Source organism: Brevundimonas sp. Leaf363 (genome assembly GCF_001424025.1).
Classification (GTDB): Bacteria; Pseudomonadota; Alphaproteobacteria; order Caulobacterales; family Caulobacteraceae; genus Brevundimonas.
The window spans coordinates 889,037-905,819 of the sequence record NZ_LMPZ01000002.1; the positions used below are offsets into that span (position 1 = coordinate 889,037).

At 68.2% G+C, this 16,783-nt stretch carries 18 protein-coding genes and 1 tRNA gene; 10 read left to right on the top strand and 9 right to left on the bottom strand.

The genetic code is table 11. The annotated features are described in order from the left end of the window. Positions 1–11: 11 nt before the first annotated feature. Positions 12–500, top strand: a complete 489-nt coding sequence (locus ASG17_RS07325; protein WP_056101189.1) for a hypothetical protein — start codon at positions 12–14, stop codon at positions 498–500. Here ASG17_RS07325 and ASG17_RS07330 read toward each other — a convergent pair. The 5 genes from ASG17_RS07330 to ASG17_RS07350 are packed head-to-tail and all read right to left on the bottom strand — an operon-like array spanning position 497 to position 6,045. Then, complete coding sequence (locus tag ASG17_RS07330; RefSeq protein WP_056101192.1) at positions 497–1,417, bottom strand: glycosyltransferase family 2 protein; 921 nt, start codon at positions 1,415–1,417, stop codon at positions 497–499. The genes ASG17_RS07325 and ASG17_RS07330 overlap by 4 nt on opposite strands. Beyond that, on the bottom strand, positions 1,414–2,154 hold the full coding sequence (locus ASG17_RS07335; RefSeq protein ID WP_056101195.1) for a polysaccharide deacetylase family protein: 741 nt from the start codon (positions 2,152–2,154) through the stop codon (positions 1,414–1,416). Before ASG17_RS07335 ends, ASG17_RS07330 begins: the two co-directional genes overlap by 4 nt. Next, positions 2,154–3,092 (bottom strand): glycosyltransferase family 2 protein, encoded by a 939-nt coding sequence (locus tag ASG17_RS07340; protein ID WP_056101197.1) that lies wholly within the window; start codon positions 3,090–3,092, stop codon positions 2,154–2,156. Before ASG17_RS07340 ends, ASG17_RS07335 begins: the two co-directional genes overlap by 1 nt. Beyond that, positions 3,089–4,540 (bottom strand): lipopolysaccharide biosynthesis protein, encoded by a 1,452-nt coding sequence (locus ASG17_RS07345; protein ID WP_056101200.1) that lies wholly within the window; start codon positions 4,538–4,540, stop codon positions 3,089–3,091. The genes ASG17_RS07340 and ASG17_RS07345 overlap by 4 nt, the downstream gene beginning before the upstream one ends. Further along, positions 4,540–6,045, bottom strand: coding sequence for an exopolysaccharide biosynthesis polyprenyl glycosylphosphotransferase (locus tag ASG17_RS07350; RefSeq protein WP_056103245.1), 1,506 nt, complete (start codon positions 6,043–6,045; stop codon positions 4,540–4,542). The genes ASG17_RS07345 and ASG17_RS07350 overlap by 1 nt, the downstream gene beginning before the upstream one ends. Before the next feature lie 119 nt (positions 6,046–6,164). On the opposite strand from ASG17_RS07350, the gene ASG17_RS07355 reads away from it, so the two are divergent. From ASG17_RS07355 to ASG17_RS07370, 4 genes are all read left to right on the top strand, one after another. After that, positions 6,165–6,256 (top strand) — tRNA-Ser (locus ASG17_RS07355). Between the two features lie 24 nt (positions 6,257–6,280). Beyond that, positions 6,281–7,306 carry a cupin-like domain-containing protein gene (locus ASG17_RS07360; protein ID WP_056101203.1) on the top strand — a complete coding sequence of 342 codons (1,026 nt, stop codon included), beginning with the start codon at positions 6,281–6,283 and terminating at the stop codon, positions 7,304–7,306. 81 nt (positions 7,307–7,387) lie between these two features. Then, the gene (locus ASG17_RS07365; RefSeq protein ID WP_056101206.1) at positions 7,388–7,693 is read left to right on the top strand and encodes an SCP2 sterol-binding domain-containing protein; all 306 of its coding nucleotides are present in this window, start codon (positions 7,388–7,390) and stop codon (positions 7,691–7,693) included. Positions 7,694–7,768: 75 nt separating this feature from the next. After that, positions 7,769–8,983: an acyl-CoA dehydrogenase family protein gene (locus tag ASG17_RS07370; RefSeq protein ID WP_056101210.1), complete on the top strand. Its 1,215-nt coding sequence runs from the start codon at positions 7,769–7,771 to the stop codon at positions 8,981–8,983. Positions 8,984–8,992: 9 nt separating this feature from the next. On the opposite strand, the gene ASG17_RS07375 is transcribed toward ASG17_RS07370, so the two are convergent. After that, positions 8,993–9,550: a sigma-70 family RNA polymerase sigma factor gene (locus ASG17_RS07375; RefSeq protein WP_082496148.1), complete on the bottom strand. Its 558-nt coding sequence runs from the start codon at positions 9,548–9,550 to the stop codon at positions 8,993–8,995. A gap of 171 nt (positions 9,551–9,721) precedes the next feature. On the opposite strand from ASG17_RS07375, the gene egtB reads away from it, so the two are divergent. Then, positions 9,722–11,866 (top strand): ergothioneine biosynthesis protein EgtB, encoded by a 2,145-nt coding sequence (gene egtB / locus ASG17_RS07380; protein WP_056101214.1) that lies wholly within the window; start codon positions 9,722–9,724, stop codon positions 11,864–11,866. Between the two features lie 51 nt (positions 11,867–11,917). Here the strand turns inward: egtB and ASG17_RS07385 are convergent, their stop codons facing one another. Continuing rightward, positions 11,918–12,136: a general stress protein gene (locus ASG17_RS07385; RefSeq protein WP_056101217.1), complete on the bottom strand. Its 219-nt coding sequence runs from the start codon at positions 12,134–12,136 to the stop codon at positions 11,918–11,920. Positions 12,137–12,252: 116 nt separating this feature from the next. Next, the gene (locus ASG17_RS15675) at positions 12,253–12,408 is read right to left on the bottom strand and encodes a hypothetical protein (protein WP_200935039.1); all 156 of its coding nucleotides are present in this window, start codon (positions 12,406–12,408) and stop codon (positions 12,253–12,255) included. A 121-nt stretch (positions 12,409–12,529) separates the two neighbouring features. Here ASG17_RS15675 and ASG17_RS07390 point away from each other — a divergent pair, with 121 nt between their 5' ends. Further along, the gene (locus ASG17_RS07390) at positions 12,530–12,817 is read left to right on the top strand and encodes a hypothetical protein (RefSeq protein WP_056101220.1); all 288 of its coding nucleotides are present in this window, start codon (positions 12,530–12,532) and stop codon (positions 12,815–12,817) included. 18 nt (positions 12,818–12,835) lie between these two features. On the opposite strand, the gene ASG17_RS07395 is transcribed toward ASG17_RS07390, so the two are convergent. Continuing rightward, the gene (locus tag ASG17_RS07395) at positions 12,836–13,537 is read right to left on the bottom strand and encodes an MBL fold metallo-hydrolase (protein WP_056101223.1); all 702 of its coding nucleotides are present in this window, start codon (positions 13,535–13,537) and stop codon (positions 12,836–12,838) included. 175 nt (positions 13,538–13,712) lie between these two features. Between ASG17_RS07395 and tig the strand changes: the two genes are divergently transcribed. The 3 genes from tig (at position 13,713) to ASG17_RS07410 (ending at position 16,780) form a co-directional block, all read left to right on the top strand. Then, the gene (gene tig / locus ASG17_RS07400; protein ID WP_056101226.1) at positions 13,713–15,056 is read left to right on the top strand and encodes a trigger factor; all 1,344 of its coding nucleotides are present in this window, start codon (positions 13,713–13,715) and stop codon (positions 15,054–15,056) included. Between the two features lie 96 nt (positions 15,057–15,152). Then, on the top strand, positions 15,153–16,034 hold the full coding sequence (locus ASG17_RS07405) for a hypothetical protein (protein ID WP_056101229.1): 882 nt from the start codon (positions 15,153–15,155) through the stop codon (positions 16,032–16,034). Positions 16,035–16,138: 104 nt separating this feature from the next. Further along, positions 16,139–16,780: an ATP-dependent Clp protease proteolytic subunit gene (locus ASG17_RS07410; RefSeq protein WP_056101232.1), complete on the top strand. Its 642-nt coding sequence runs from the start codon at positions 16,139–16,141 to the stop codon at positions 16,778–16,780. The last annotated feature ends 3 nt before the right edge of the window (positions 16,781–16,783 follow it).

The following is a 16,783-nucleotide window of genomic DNA, read 5'->3' on the forward strand; positions in this document are numbered from 1 at the left end:
TTGCCCTTGCCATGAAGCCGTTCCTGCCCGCTCTCTGCGCCGTCCTGGGCCTTGCCGCCTGTGGCCAGCAGGCCGACGTCAATCCGCCGACGGAGCCCGCCGCCGCGCTGACGACGCCCGAGGCGCTGCAGCCCGTGGAGAACGCCGGGCCGAGCGTGTCCCTGCCGGGCACGGGTCCGTCTAGTTTCGTCGGTCGCTGGGCGGCCGATCCGCGCCAGTGCCCGGACGGCCAGATCCCCGATCAGGCGGTCGCGATCACGCCCTACGCTTTCCAGGGTTACGAGAACCGCTGCGATCTGCTGCGGATCGACGAGCTGCCGGGCGGATATGAAGTCGCGTTGCGCTGTCAATCCGAAGGGCGGGTTACGCAGGAGCGCGCGCGGTTCGCTTCGACCGGTCCGACGCTGGATATCCTGTGGCTGGACCGACCGGGGCGGCCGGCGACCAAGCTGCTGCGCTGCACGACCCTGGCGGATACGACCAAGGCCGCAGGCGGCTAGGCTGCGTCGAGCCGGCTCAATTCGCTGGCGCCGTAGAAGCGCGGTTCGAACCCACGCATCCATAGCACCTTGCCCAGGCCGCGCGCGGCGCGGTCCATGGCCTCGGCGCGGCGCGGGTCGCGCATGGCGGTCAGGGCGGCGGCGCGCGCGCCATGCACGGCCAACTGAGCGGCTCCCACGACCATCCAGCGCACCAGAGCGGGCCAACGCCGCTGGGCGACGGCGGTCTGGCTGGGCCCTTGGCCATAGGCGAAGGCGCGAGCCAGGGTATAGGACAAGGTGGCGCGATGTGCGGGCGCGAACTCCTCGACCCAGGCCTCGGCGGCCCAGGCGAAGCGGCCGCCGCGCTGGCTCAGGCCTGCGAACAGCACGTCGTCCTCTCCGCCGATCTGGTCGGCGGCGGGATCGAAGGGCGCGGCGCCGGGCAGGGCGGTTGCGCGCACCAGCAGGGAGTTTCCGCAACCGAAGGCGTGATCCAGCGGGCCGCTGTCCGCTGGACCGGACCGCCCAAAGAAGCGCTCGAGGTAAGGCTTCAACCAGGCCGATGCGTCAGGCGCGCGCCCCTGGATCGGGCCGAAGACGGCGTCCGCGCCGGTCACGACCTGCGTGGAAGACAGCGCCTGAAGCCAGCCGGGAGAGGCGACCTCGTCGTCGTCGAGGAAGGCGATCAGGGGCGCGTCGGTGGCGGCGACGCCGGCGTTTCGCGCCGTGGCCACGCCCGGCTTTGGCGCGTGGACGTAGATCAGAGGCAGGGCGTTCCCGAATCCCGCCGCCGTCCCTTCGGCCGAGCGGGCGGGGTCGTTGTCCACGACCACGACGACCGTGGGTTTGAGCGTCTGCGTCGTCAGCGATTCAAGCGCGCGCGACAGGCTGTCGGGCCGTCGCAGGGTCGGGATGACGACGGCGATATCGCTCATGCCGCCAGCACGTCCGAGACCGTGCGGATGGCGAACCCACGGTTCAGGGCGCTGTCGGCCAGCCGGACGAGGGCGCCGGGCGTGCAGCCGAAGGGGGAGTGGCCCTCGCGCACGTCGTGGGTGAACAGAATCAGCCAGCCGCCGCTGTGAGCCAGCTTACTCAGCCAGGCGTGACCTTCCGCTTCGCCCGTAGGCCCTTGCACGCCCACGGAGGGCAGCTGGTTGCGGTCGCCGCCGTTGCGCACGATGCCCGACTGGACGCCGCGGAGCGACCCGTACCGGTCGCCCAGCACACCTTTGGCGCGGCTGGACAGCTCGCCATAGGGGAAGGCGAAATGGGTCGGCTCGGCGCCGAGACTGCGCAGGATGTCATCGTTGCGCTCGACGTCGGCGATGAGGTCGTCCTCATGCGCGCGGGCGCAGTCGATGTGCTTGTAGGTGTGGCAGCCGACCTCGTGGCCGCGCTCGATCAGGCCGCCCACCTCGCCGGCGTCGGCGAAGCGGCCCATGTGGCCGTCCTGTCCGAACAGGCCCGCGCAGACGTACCAGGAGCCGCGCGCGCCCCGTTCCTCCAGGATCGGCGCGGCGTTGTGGATGGCGCTGGCGGGCACGTCGTCGAAGGTGAAGCTGACGGTCGGGCGGTCCAGCTTCAGCCGGGCCGGATCGCGGTGGGTCAGTTTGGCGAGGCGACGGCGCAGCTTTCCCTTCAGGCTGCGGTCGGCGGCGTAGGGCGTCATCACACGGCCTCCGCATAAAGCGCGGCGCGATATAGCCGCAGCGAAAAGGCGCGGGCCTTGACCGGCAGCCAGTCCTGGGCGGCCGCCTGTTTCAGAAGCGGGCGCACCTGGCCGAGGCCTGGCGCGGCCTTGAGCAGGCGCGCGGCCTTATAGCTGGGATAGGCCGAAACGATGTCGTGGTGGCGGGCGACGACGCGGGCGAAGTTGGGGGCCGACTGCTCGTACTTCTTCGCCAGCGCCTCGACCGTATCCAGCCCCATGTGGGTCGCCGGGTTGTCGACGTGGACGACACGGAAACGGCGCGCGACGCGCATGGCCCACTCCACGTCCTCCCAGCCCCACCCGGTGAAGCCGGGGTCGAAGGTCTCGGCCTCGAAGACGTCGCGGCGCACCAGCAGGTTGGAGGTGTAGACGTACTTTTCGGGCTGGCGGGCGCGTTCGGTATAGGGAACGCACTCCGATTGGGCGGCCATGGCGCGATGCACGGCGAACCTGCGCTCGACCGGCGCCTGCAGCAGGGAGAAGCCGCCGAACGCCACAGCGGGATCCTCGCGCGCCACCAGATCGGCCCAGGTCTTCAGGAATGTACGATGGTCGGGCCGCATGTCGCTGTCGAGGAACAGCAGGCTGCCGCCTCGCGCAGCGGTGGCGAGCCGATTGCGACCGCGCGATCGGCCCTCGTTCGAGGGCAGGGTGATGAGGCGCGTCGGCAGGCTCATGCGGTCGATCAGACGCTTGAGCCGCTCCGTCAGGTCTACGTCGGCGGTCCCATCGTCCAGCACCACGATCTCGACGGCGCCGGCGACCGAGGCGCCTTCCTCGTCGAGCAGGGCCAGCAGGTCGCTCGGATCGTCGCGCAGGAACGGGATCAGCACCGAGATGGCCGGCTTGCGGCGTGTCTTGCGGTGCGTGTTGTCGTGGATCTGGGCGCGCTTCATGCTGTGGCCAATCGTGCGCGGAAGGATTTCAGCAGGCGGCGCGCCACGTCGCGGACCCCGGCGGCGTTCAGCAACAGGGCGGCGACTCCGTAGACGGCGCCCCCGATGGCGGCATCCATCATGACTTCGGGGAAGCCGCCGATGGGCGGCAGCATCCAGACCACGGCCGCCATCGCCCCGGTCGCAACGCCGCAGCGCACCAGCGCCTTCCACGGCATCGGCAGCGGCATGGCGGCACGACCCAGGGCGATGGAGCCCAGCAGGCCGACGCCGAAGCTGATCAGGGTCGCCCAGGCGGCGCCCGCCACCCCAAAGTGCGGGATCAGCAGGGCGTTGAGGATGACGTTGGCGATCGCCGGAACCGACATGGCGATTAGCAAGCGGCGGGTGCGGCGGCCAAGCGTGAAGGCCTGGTGGAAATAGTAGGTCGTCAGGCCCGAAAGCAGCGCCGAGAAGGCGACGATGGGGGTCACGCCGGCAGCGGCCTGGCGCAGGTCCTCGCCGATCATGAACTCGGCCAGCGGCCGGGCGACCAGCGCCACGCCGGCGGCGGCGGGCAGAGCGATCAGGATGAAGGCAGAGGCCTGTTCGCGCGCCGCCTCGATCAACCGTTCGCGGCCGCCACGCTCCAGCGCCATGACCAGAGCGGGCGTTCCGGCGGCGCCCAGCCAGATGAACAGTACGTCCAGCGTCCGGTTCGCGATGCTGTAGCTGGCGTGATAGGCGCCGACCGCAGCCTCGTTCATGAACAGGGCCAGCAGGAAGCGGTCGGTCGACGACAGTACCAGCGCCAGGGCCAGCGACGCCGCGATGGGGTAGCCGTAGGCGGCGTATTCCCGCAGGCGTGCCGGGTCGGCCGGCGCGCGGCGCGCCTGGCGCAGCTCTCCCGGCAGGATGAAGGGCAGGGCGAACAGCGGCGCGATGGCCAGACCCAGAAGGGGCGAGGCCCCGCCCGCGCCGGCCCAGGCGAACAGGGCGCCGACGCCGAAGCCGGTCAGGGCGACGTAGATGTCCAGACCGGCGGCGCGAGACACTTCGCCGGCGGCGCGGAACCGCTCCTGCGCCAGCTTGGCCAGGCAGCGAATCGGCGAGCCCATCAGTCCGGCGGCGACCGCCAGCTTGAACGGCAGCTCCCACGGGGCCAGCCAAATGGCCAGACCGACCACAGGCACATAGACCGCCATGAGGGTGAAGGCGGCGCGGTACAGGCTGCCGAAATGGCTTTCCAGCGACGTTGCGTCGGACTGCGCGGCCCAGAACCGGGCCATCGACGCTTCCAGCCAGGTGAAGACCGCGACGTGCGCCAGGGTCATGACCGAGTAGGCCAGGGCGTAACGGCCGAAGTCCTCGGCGCTCAGCAGCCGCGTGAACACCATGATGGCCAGGAAGCCTGTGACTCCCTGGATGATGTTGGCGGGCAGATAGCCCCAGACGCCACGCCAAAACATCAGCGCACCCCCTGCCGGTCGCCCAGCAGCACAGGCAGGGTGACGAGCATGATCCAGAGGTCGAGCCACAGCGACTGGCGCTCGACGTAATCGATGTCCAGCTGAACCCGGCGGCGCACGTCCTGGGCGCAGTGTAGGGGGCCGCGGGAGCCCTTGATGGCGGCCCAGCCGGTCATGCCGGGCTTGATGCGGTGGCGGTGGGCGTACTCGGCGACCAGACGGGCGGATTCGGTTTCGCCGGTCTTCATGCCGATGGCGTGGGGGCGAGGGCCGACCAGCGACATCTCGCCGGTGACGACGTTCCACAGCTGTGGCAGCTCATCCAGGCTGGTGGCGCGTAGAATCTTGCCCAGCGCCGTGACGCGGTCGTCGTCGACGGTGACCTGGCGGCTGGCCGTCGCGTCGGCGGCGGCGTGCTTCATGGTGCGGAACTTCCACACCACGATCTCTTCCTGATTGAAGCCGTGGCGGCGCTGGCGGAAGAAGATCGGGCCGGGGCTGTCCAGACGGATCAGCAGGGCGGTGACCGCCATGACCGGCGCGAGGGCGACCAGGGCGACGGCGCCCAGCACCACGTCCTGCGCCCGCTTGTTGAAGGCGCGGCGGTCGGCGTCGGCACCGTCCAAGCTGGCCAGCGGCGACAGGGCCAGACGCTCCAGCGCTTCGCCGCGCTGGGTCTCGCCCTCCATGTCGACCAGCAGGCTGACCTCATTCGGCAGGACGCTGAGGCGGCGGGTCAGCTCGCTGATGCGGGCCCCTGCGCGCGGATCGATCGCGACGACGATGTGATCGACATAGGGCAGGATGCGGTGGCTCAGCAGCGCCTCTGCGTCGCCCAGTACGGGGGCGCCGGCGACCGAGTTGGGACTGCGCGCCAGTCGGTCGTCGAAGACGCCGAGGATGTTCAGGTCGCGGCGGTTCAGCGCCTCGCGGACCAGCCGTTCCGCGTGACGGGTGGCGCCGACCAGCACCACGTTCGGCGTCAGGGCGCCGGACGCGCGCCAGTGGGCGACGAGCGTGAACCAGACGGCGTGCAGCCCGATCAGGCTGGCCAGTGCGCCAATGATCCAAAGGCTGTAGGCGCCTACCGGGTCGCCAAAGGCCAGGCCGCTGACGATCAACACCGCCGCGCCTGCCAGCACGCAGGTCAGCAGTGCGGCGAAGTGACGGGCCGGACGGGCGGTGCGGGCGAACCGGTACAGGCCGGCTGAGCGAACCAGTGACAGGGTGCAGACGGCGGCCAGCACGAAGGGCAGGACGCTGGAAAGGGGGGCGTGGACCAGGGCGACCGGCGCCGCCGCCCATGCGACGGCCACGGTCACCGCGCCGACGGTCAGCACGTCGGCCAGCCGGAACAGGTGTGAGGCCAGGCGGGCCGACTGGCGCTGGCGCGTATTCAGCCAGGCGGCCGGGCGGAACGGACCGCGCCGGGCCTGTGCGCCGACGGCGTCCGGTCCCGCCTGGGTGGCGGCCGGAGACGAAACGTAGGCGGCGCAGTCGGGCATGAGGGCTCGGCAGTCGAAACGGCCCACATCCTCGCCCACCTGCTCTCTATGTCGCGTTAACGCGGGTCGCCAAAGCCGATTGCGCCCAGCCGCGCCGTCCGCTAATCACGCCGCCTGCCGGAGACGTGGCCGAGTGGCTGAAGGCAACGGTTTGCTAAATCGTCGTACCCTGTAAGGGGTACCGAGGGTTCGAATCCCTCCGTCTCCGCCAGGCCTTTTTCGGACAAGCGATCGAATGATCCAGCCCCGGTCCGTTCTCGAAATCGCTGCGATCGACCGCACCCGCTTTGAGGCCGAGGTGGTCGAGGGCGGGCGGCCCGTCGTGATGCGGGGGCTGGTCGAGGACTGGGCGGTGGTTCAGGCGGCGCGGGCGGGCGACGCCGCGCTGGCGGACTATCTGCGCGGGCTGGATGCGGGGCAGCCCGTGGGAGTGTTCGAGGCCGACGCGGCCTTGAAGGGGCGGTTCTTCTATTCGGACGATCTGAAGGGCTTCAACTTCGAGCGGCGGTCGATGCCGCTGGGGGAGTTGCTGGATCGTCTGCTGGCGCTAAGACACGAGGGCTCGCCGCCGGGACTTTATGCAGGAGCGATTCCAGCGCCGAGCCACCTGCCGGGTTTGCTGGAGGCGGCGCCCATGCCGCTGCTGGACCCGGGGGTCGAGCGGCTGACGTCGCTGTGGGTCGGCAATCGGACGCGGACCGCGGCGCACTGGGATTTGTCGCGCAACCTGGCCTGCTGCGTGGCGGGGCGGCGACGGTTCACCCTGTTTCCGCCAGACCAGGTGGCGAACCTGTACGTCGGGCCGCTGGACTTCACGCTGGCCGGTCAACCGATCAGCCTGGTCGACTTTGCGGAACCGGATCTGGCGCGTTTCCCGCGGTTCGAAGAGGCGATGGCCCATGCCCAGGTCGTCGAGCTTGAGCCGGGGGATGTGCTGTTCATGCCCGGGCTGTGGTTTCACCACGTCGAGGGACTGACCCCATTCGGCGCGCTGGTGAACTTCTGGTGGCGGGAGGCGCCGCCTTGGGCCTTCACCCCAAGCCACACCATGCTTCACGCGCTCATGACGCTGCGCGATCTGCCGGACGACGAGCGGATGGCGTGGCGGTCCTTCTTCGACCACTACATCTTCCGGCCCGACGCCGAAGCGGGCGATCCGATGGCGCATATCCCAGAGGACGCGCGCGGCCTGTATGGCCCGATGACGCCGCAGATCATGGCCCGGCTGCGCGCCACCCTGGTCCGCCCACTGTCGCGATGACGCAGTTTCCCCGACGTGATCTTGGCGCCGCCCGCCCGGCGCGATAGGCCAACGGCTCAAATCGTCTGGAGGAGACGCATCATGGCCGACCTGGCTTCCGTGACCGAACACATCCGAGGCGCCGTGGGCTCCGACTCGGGCCTGGGCAAGACCGTCAAGCTGGACCTGGGCGATGCGGGCAAGATCTACATCGATGGCGCCTCGTCGCCGAACTCGGTCAGCAACGACGACAAGCCGGCCGACGCCACCGTGTCCATGAGCTGGGACGACTTCATCGCCCTGTCGGACGGCAAGCTGGATCCAATGATGGCCTTCATGCAGGGCAAGCTGAAGATCGCCGGCGACATGATGATCGCCCAGAAGCTGGCCCCGCTGTTGAAGCGCTGAGCTGACGTAGATCAATGAGCTCAAACGGCGCGAAGCGAACTGCTTCGCGCCGTTCTGTTTTTCGGAGGTAGGCCCATGGACTTCCAACACAGCGACCGCGCCCTGCATTGGCAGGAACGCGTGCAGCGGTTTCTCGACGACAAGGTGACGCCGCGCGCGGCCGAGTATCACGCCCAAGTGCGCGAGAACCCGGACCGTCAGCCGCCGATCATGGAGACCATGAAGGCCGAGGCGCGGGACGCAGGCCTATGGAACATGTTCTTGCCCGGCGAGCACGGCGCCGGCCTGACCAATCTGGAATACGCGCCCCTCGCCGAGGCGATGGGCCGCGCGGGCCTGTGGGCGCCGGAGGTATTCAACTGCAACGCGCCCGACACCGGCAATATGGAAGTGCTCCATATGTACGGGAATGCGGCCCAGCAGGACCGCTGGCTGACGCCGTTGATGGCCGGCGAGATCCGCTCCGCCTTTTTGATGACTGAGCCGGACGTGGCCTCGTCAGACGCCACCAACATCCAGACTCGGATCGACCGCGACGGCGATCATTACGTCATCAACGGCCGCAAATGGTGGTCGACCAACATGGCGCACCCGAACGTCGCGGTGACCATCGTCATGGGCAAGACCGACACCGACGCCGCTGTCCACGCCCAGCAGTCGCAGGTCATCGTGCCGGTGGACACGCCCGGGTTCCGCGTCGAGCGGATGCTGTCGGTGTTCGGCTATGACGAGCGGCCGATCGGCCACGCCGAGGTGGTGCTGGAGAATGTCCGGGTGCCGGCCTCGAACCTGATCGCGGGCGAGGGGCGGGGCTTCGAGATCGCGCAGGGGCGCCTCGGCCCCGGCCGCATCCACCATTGCATGCGCGTGATCGGATGTGCGGAGCGCGCACTGGAGCTAATGGTGCAGCGGCTGCTAAGCCGCACCGCCTTTCGCAAGAGCCTGGCCGAGCACTCGGTCTGGGAGCAGCGCGTCGGCGAAGCGCGCGCCGAGATCGAGATGTGCCGCCTGATGGTGCTGAAGGCGGCCTGGATGATCGACCAGTCGGGCGCGAAGAACGCCAAGTCCGAGATAGCCCAGATCAAGGTGGCCGCGCCGCGCATGGCGCTGAAGATCATCGACGACGCCATCCAGGCGTTCGGCGGCGCGGGCGTCTCGGCCGACACGCCGCTGGCCGAGATGTACGCCACGGTTCGCACCCTGCGGATCGCCGACGGTCCGGACGAAGTCCACAACCGCACAATCGCGCGGCTGGAGTACGCCAAGCACGGCGGGCGGCCGGTTCGCTGACAACAGCCGTCAGGCGTCGCCGCGCGGCATGTCCATCAGTTCGGCCAAGCGATTGCGGGCCCGGTTGACGCGGCTCTTTATGGTGCCAAGCGCGCAGCCGGCGATCTCGGCCGCTTCCTCGTAGGACAGGCCAGCGGCGCCGACCATGACGATGGCTTCGCGGTGCTCGGGCGGCAGTTTGTCGAGGGCGGCGCGCAGGTCGTCCATTTCGATCGCCCAGTCCTGGGAGGGCTCGGCCGACAGGCCTGCGGCGTGCTTGCCGTCCTCGTCCGCGACTTCGCGCCGGCGCTTGGCCACGGCCGAGTACCAGGTGTTTCGCAGGATGGTGAAAAGCCATGCCCGAAGGTTGGTGCCGGCCTCGAACCGCTCGCGATTGGCCCACGCCTTGACCAGGGTGTCCTGCACCAGATCGTCAGCGTCCGTGGCGTTGCGACTGAGCGTCCAGGCGAAGGCGCGCAGGGCGGCCGCCTGTCCCAGAATGGCGTCTCGCCACTCGTCTTCGCTCAGCCGGGCGACGGGTATCGCCTTGTTGTCGGCCTGCCTGAGATAGTCGTGAGCCTCGGTCATTCATGCTCGCGGACTGGACCCGGGAGAGCTCTCGGGGTGGAGCTCAGGAGCCATCGGCCCTTGAAACGTCGCCTCGAACACCGACGTTCCGTATGGCCAAGCCGGAACCAGGGGTCGCCACTGACGTTTCGCGAGAGGGTCAGGGGCGCCCGAACACGCGGAAAACATGGAATGAACGCACCTGTGCAGGTGTCCACGCCGGCCGATGCGGACCTGGCGCGATATCGCGAAGTCCGCGCCGCCATGCCGGCGCTGGCGGCGGGCCTGAGCGCCGAGGATCTTCAGGTCCAGTCGATGCCCGACGCCAGTCCGGGCAAGTGGCATCTGGCCCATACGAGCTGGTTCTTCGAAGCCCTGATGCTTGACGGCCGAGACGGCCAGGCGCCGAACGAGGACGCGCGCCGGATGTTCAACTCCTACTATGAGGCGCTGGGCGAACGGGTCGCGCGGCATGAGCGCGGGCTGATGACGCGGCCGTCTCTGGAAGAGGCGATGGCCTATCGTCGCGAGATCGACCGGCGGATGGCGGCGCTGCTCTCCGAAGGGCTGACCAGCGGGCGGGATCGCTATCTACTGGAGCTTGGCCTGCACCATGACCAGCAGCATCAGGAGCTGCTCCTGATGGACGTGCTTCACCTCATGTCGCGCTCGCCGCTGAAGCCGGCGGCCTATGAGGCCGAGCCTCGGGCGGGCAGGCCGGTGCGGGTGATGCGCGCTGGTCAGGTGCGGCTCGGCGGAGGCGCCGTCCGGATCGGCGCCGACGAACCCGGCTTCACCTTCGACAACGAGCGGCCGGCGCACGACCGGCTTATCCAGCCGTTCCGCATGGCGGAGGATCTGGTCAGCTGCGGCGACTGGGTGCGGTTCATCGAGGATGACGGATATCAGCGGCCTGAGTTCTGGCTGTCGGACGGCTGGGCGACCGTGCAGCGCGAGGGCTGGACGGCCCCGCTTTACTGGTCACGGGGCGAGGGCGGCTGGCGCGTCATGAGCCTGGCGGGCGAACAGCCGATTGTCGCCGACGCGCCCGTGCGCCACGTCAGCTTCTACGAGGCAGACGCCTATGCGCGCTGGGCCGGCGCGCGCCTGCCCAGCGAAGCGGAGTGGGAGCATGCCGCGCGGACGCGCTCGGACCAGATGGCCCATCTGTTCGATGAGGTCTGGCAATGGACGCACGACGCTTACCAACCCTATCCCGGCTTCCGCACGACCGAGGGGGTGGCGGCCGAGTACAACGGCAAGTTCATGGCCAATCAGATCGTCCTGCGCGGTGGGTCGTTCGCCACACCGCCGGGCCACGGCCGGCTGACCTACCGCAACTTCTATTACCCGCATCAGCGCTGGATGTTCTCCGGCGTGCGCTTGGCCTGGGATGACCGCATGGAGGCGACGGCGCCGGACGATGGCTTTGAGGCCGATCTGATCGAAGGGCTGTCGCGGCCGCAAAAGTCGGTGTCGCCCAAATATTTTTACGACGCCGAAGGTTCGCGCCTGTTCGAGGACATCACGCGCGTGCCGGAATACTATCCGACGCGGCAGGAGGCGTCGCTGCTGTCGGCCGAGGCGGATCGGCTGGCGGCATTCATCGGCGCTGACGCCGCCCTGGTCGAGTTCGGCTCGGGTGCGAGCGCCAAGACGCGGATCGTGCTGGATGCAGCGACCGGGCTGGTCGCCTATCAGCCTATCGACATCAGCGCGACGGCGCTGGAAGAAGCGGCCACCGCCATTCGTCGCGACTATCCGAGACTGCGGGTCGAGGCGGTCGAGGGCGACTTCTTGGCGCTGGAGACCCTGACGGCCGTGCAGGGCGTCATGCGTCGCGTCGGTTTCTTCCCGGGCTCCACGATCGGCAATCTGTCAGAAGCGCAGGCCTTGACGCTCCTGAAGGGCGCGCATGCACTGCTGGGCGAAGGCGCGCGGTTCATCCTCGGGGTGGATCTGGTGAAGGCGCCGGAGATACTGCTGGCGGCCTATGACGACGCCGATGGCGTGACCGCAGCGTTCAATCGCAATCTTCTGGTGCGGGCCAATCGTGAACTGGGTGCGGACTTCGACCTGGACGCCTTCGAGCACCGGGCGATCTGGCGCGCTGACGTCAATCAGATCGAGATGCATCTGCAGGCGACACGCGACCTGTCCGTTCACATCAAGGGGTTGCGGTTCGACTTCATGCGGGGCGAAACCCTGCATACGGAGACGTGCCGGAAGTTCACCGAAGCGAGCGTGACGACGCTGTGTGAGCGCGCGGGTTGGAATGTCGACGCCGTCCTGACGTCGGATTCGCCCAAGGTCGCCCTGGTCCTCATGACCGCCTGATCTCACGCGCAAAAAGAAACGGCGGCGGATCGCTCCGCCGCCGCTTTTTCATCAGGCCTGCGGATCGCCGGGGCGCCGCGAGGTGTGGGACGCTTCCCCGCCTTTTCGGCCGGCCTGTGCGGCGAGGCTGCGATCTTGCGAGAAGCTGCGTTTTTCGCTGGGGACGCTGGCGCCCCCCTTGCGTGCGATCTCGCGCTGACGCTCCGGATCCATGGAGGCGAAGCCTCTCTTGGAGACGCCGGAGACGCGGGTCGGTTGCCCTTCTGCCATTTCAGAATCCTTTCTTACGGCGGCTGGCTTGGCTGTCTGAACCCTGGAATTCCCGAGTGGTTCCCGAGACCTGCCGATCGGGACTGCAGGCGATTTGGCTTGCTCCATGGTGCGACTCATGAAGCGTCGAATGGACGTGAGTCGCCTGGATCGCCGCCGCCGGGCTCAAGCGGAGGCAGTTCGTCAGGCGTGTCGCCGGGCGCGATATCGGGCCCGGGGGTCTGGGGCGGAGTAATCTCGGGGGCGGGGCCGTCGGGCTCGATGTAGGTCATGATTTGACTCCTTCGCAGAAGCCAACGCGAGCCGGCCGCGAAGTTTCCGGCCAAGTTCGGAACCGCGACATCAAGGCCGTGTTCAGACCCCGAAGCAGACCTTCAACTTCAGGGACGACCCATGACCGAGACCTATACCCCCGCCGCCAGCCCGGAAGACATCATCGACGATCTCGACCGGCCGTCCGCCGACCTGGATCGCCAGGCCGACCAGATCCTGGCCGAAGGGCGCAGCTACCGTCCGGTGAGCTCGGTGCGAGCCGCCGTGCGCGAGGATGCGCGGATGGGCCGCGACTGGCTGCGCGAACAGCGCGACGTCGCTGTGGCCAAGATCGAGGACAAGCCCGTCAAGGCGACGCTCTACGCCCTCGGCATCGGCGTGCTCGTAGGCCTGCTGGTCGCGCGCTAAGGCGGGATTTCTTCGGGATCAGGCCGGACCAGACGCGGGGCGTTCCAGTGGGACGCCCCGCAGCGCTTCATCCGATACGAACGGGTTGCTGCGCCGCTCGGAGCCGAAGGTCGAGATCGGCCCGTGGCCCGGGACGAAGGTCACATCGTCCCCCAGTGGCCATAGCTGGGTGACGATCGAGCTGATCAGAGCCTGATGGTCGCTTTGCGGGAAGTCCGTGCGGCCAACCGAACCCTGGAATAGCACGTCGCCGACCTGCGCGAAGCGCGACGCCTCGTGGAAGAAGATCACGTGCCCAGGCGTGTGGCCGGGGCAGTGGCGGACCTGCCAGTCGGTTTGGCCCAGCGTCAGAACGTCGCCGCCGTCCAGCCATCGCGTCGGCGTGAAACTGCGAGCGTCCGGCAGACCGTACATCTTACCCTGCTGGGGGATGCCGTCGATCCAGAACTGGTCGGCCGGGTGGGGCCCGATGATGGGCGCGCCCGATCGCTCCTGCAGATCCGCAGCGCCGCCCGCGTGATCCAGGTGGCCGTGGGTGATCCAGATCTGGTCCAGCGTCAGGCCGCGCCGACCGATTTCGCCCAGGATAGCCTCGGCGGAGGCGCCCGGGTCTATGACCGCCGCCTTGTTTGTGGCGGTGCACCAGACGGTGGTGCAGTTCTGCTGAAGCGGCGTCACCGGCGTTACGAAGACGCCGATGGGGGAGGGGGCGCTGGACATCCGCGTGACATAGGACGCCTGGCGGCGGCGGGAAACAGTCGCGCGTTGACCTTTCGGGTGCGTCTCGACATAAGGGCGGGCTTCGAGGCGCCGCTCCGCAAGGGCGGCCCTTTCTGCTTTGTCCATTGCGCGCGGAGTGCCACGGCCCCGCGCCCCAGAACGTCAGATCCCGACCATGCAAGTCGTCGAAAAGTCCGCCGAAGGCCTGAGCCGCACCCTGGCGGTCACCATCCCCGCCGCCGAGCTGAACGAGAAGCTCGAAGCCCGGATCAAGGAAGTGGCCCCGCAGGTGAAGCTGAAGGGCTTCCGCCCCGGCAAGGTGCCGGTCTCGCACGTCCGCAAGACCTTCGGCCGCGAGTTCATGGGCGAAATCGTCAACGCCTCGATCAATGAATCCAGCCAGAAGGCCCTGGACGACGCCAAGCTGCGTCCCGCCGCCCCGGCCGAGATGAAGCTGACGTCCGACATGGACAAGGTGGTCGCCGGTCAGGAAGACCTGGCCTACGAAATGTCGCTGGAAGTCATGCCCCACTTCGAGCCGGTCGACCCCAAGACCCTGAAGCTGGACCGCCCGACCTATTCGGCCTCGGACGAGGATCTGGACGAGGCGCTGAAAGAGCTGGCCGGTCAGGCCAAGTCCTACGAGGACAAGAAGGGCAAGGCCGTGAAGGCCGCCGAGGGCGACCAGTTGACCATCGACTTCGTTGGCAAGATCGACGGCGAGGCCTTTGAAGGCGGTTCGGCCGAAGACGCCGATCTGGTCATCGGATCGGGCCGCTTCATCCCCGGCTTCGAAGAGCAGCTGAAGGGCGCCAAGGTCGGCGAAGAAAAGGTTGTCAACGTCACCTTCCCCGAGGATTACCAGGCCAAGCACCTGGCCGGTAAGGCCGCCGCCTTCGACGTCACCGTCAAGGCCATCAAGGCCGAGGCCGAGAGCGTCGTCGACGACGCTTTCGCAACCCGCCTGGGTCTGGAATCGCTGGACAAGCTCAAGGAACTGATGCGCCAGAACCTGGACCAGCAGTTCGCCGGCGCCGCCCGCTTCAAGCTGAAGCGCGCCCTGCTGGACCAACTGGACGAGAAGCACGCCTTCGACCTGCCGCCGAAGATGGTCGAGGCCGAGTTCCAGGGTATCTGGCAACAGGTCGAGGCCGACAAGGCCGCCGGCCGTCTGCCGGAAGAAGACACCAAGAAGTCGGACGACGATCTGAAGGCCGAGTACAAGAAGATCGCCGAGCGCCGCGTGCGCCTGGGCCTGGTGCTGGCCGAGATCGGCCGCGCCAACAACGTCCAGATCACCGAGCAAGAGCTGAACGCCGCCGTGATGCAGGAAGCCCGCAACTATCCGGGCCAGGAGCGTCAGGTGCTGGACTTCTACCGCCAGAACCCGAACGCAGCCGCCCAGCTGCGCGCGCCCATCTACGAAGAGAAGGTCGTCGACCTGATCGTTGGCCAGGCGGCCGTCACCGACACGCCGATCAGCAAGGAAGAGCTGCTGAAGGAAGAGGAAGAGGCCTGATCACGGCCTCAACCCTGTCGGGGTTGTAACTTGCCGCCGGGTTCGCCCGGCCGATAATCGCCCCCGGGGACGCACCGTCTCCGGGGGCTTTTTCGTATGAAGATCGCGTCGTGGCTGGCCGCCGGCCTGCTGATCCTGTCCGCCCCCGCCGCCTTGGCCCAAGGCGCAGACGAGCTGCCGGAGGCGGACCTGGGCACCATCACCGTGACCAGTGACGGTCGGTCCGAGCGGACCGTCATCGACGACTTCGTGGCCGACATCACTTCGATCCACGAGCGGAACGGCCAGGTCGCGACCTTCGACGAGCGTATCTGTCCCGCCGTCATCAACCTGCCGCCGGCGCAGGCCCAGATCATCAACGACCGCATCGCCCGCGCCGCCCTGATATCCGGTCTGCAGGTCGGCCGTCCGGGGTGCGAAGGCAACGTTCTCATCATCTTCACCGAGGATTCGGACCGCTTCGTCCCCGCGATGATGAGCCGCTACGGCCGGGTCTTCCGCTGGCACGTCGCGGATCAGGAGCGCGGCCAGCAACTGCTCAACGAGTTCGCGCGCGACGGGCGCACCGTGCGCTGGTGGCACCTGACGGAGCGCGACACGCTCGGCCACGACGGCGGATCGCGCCTGCGTGCGGCCTTCGAGACCGACATCTATCGCGTCATTCAGGTGGTCGACATCAAGCGGGTCGGACGGGTCAATCTGACGGCGCTAGGCGACTATCTGGCCATGACGGCTCTCACGCGCATGAGCCCCGATGCGGACCTGGCCGGCCTGGATTCGGTGCTGAACCTATTCACGCCCGGCGATACGCCCGAGGGCCAGGCCCCGGCGCAGATGACCGATTGGGACCAGGCCTATCTCGAGGCCGTCTACGCGGCGCGCGGCGACACCCGTTCGCAGTTTCTGGCGCAGCACGACATCGCCCAGCGCATGCAGCGCCGGATCAACCAGCGCCGCGACGGCCGGTCGATCCGCTGAACCATCGCGCGCGGCGGCCTTGCGGGTCGCCGCCGGGAACGCGATATGCTTGGGACAAGGCGCGCGAACGTGAGTCGCCCGCCGCCAGCACTCGAGAAGGCCTGATGCGCGATCCGATCGACTACATCCAATCGAACCTCGTCCCCATGGTGGTGGAGCAATCCAGCCGCGGCGAACGCTCGTTCGACATCTTCTCGCGCCTCCTGCGCGAGCGGATCATCTTCCTGACCGGCCCGTTCGAGGACGGCATGGCGTCGCTGATCTGCGCCCAGCTGCTGTTCCTGGAATCGGAGAACCCGAAGAAGGAAATCAGCATGTATATCAACAGCCCCGGCGGTCAGGTGACCTCGGCGCTCGCGATCTACGACACCATGCAATACATCAAGAGCCCCGTTTCGACGGTGGTCATGGGCATGGCCGCCTCGGCCGGCTCCCTGATCCTTACGGCCGGCGAGGCGGGCCAGCGCATCGCACTTCCGAACGCGCGGGTCATGGTGCACCAGCCCTCGGGCGGCTTCCGCGGCACGGCCTCGGACATCGAGCGTCACGCCGAGGACATCATCGCCACCAAGCGCCGCCTGAACGAAATCTACGTCCACCACACCGGCCGGACGTACGAAGAGGTCGAGCGCACCCTGGATCGCGATCACTTCATGACCGCCGATGAAGCCAAGGCCTGGGGCATCGTGGACCACGTCTATGACCGCCGCGAGCAGGCCGAAGGCGACGGCATCAAGACGGTCTGATCT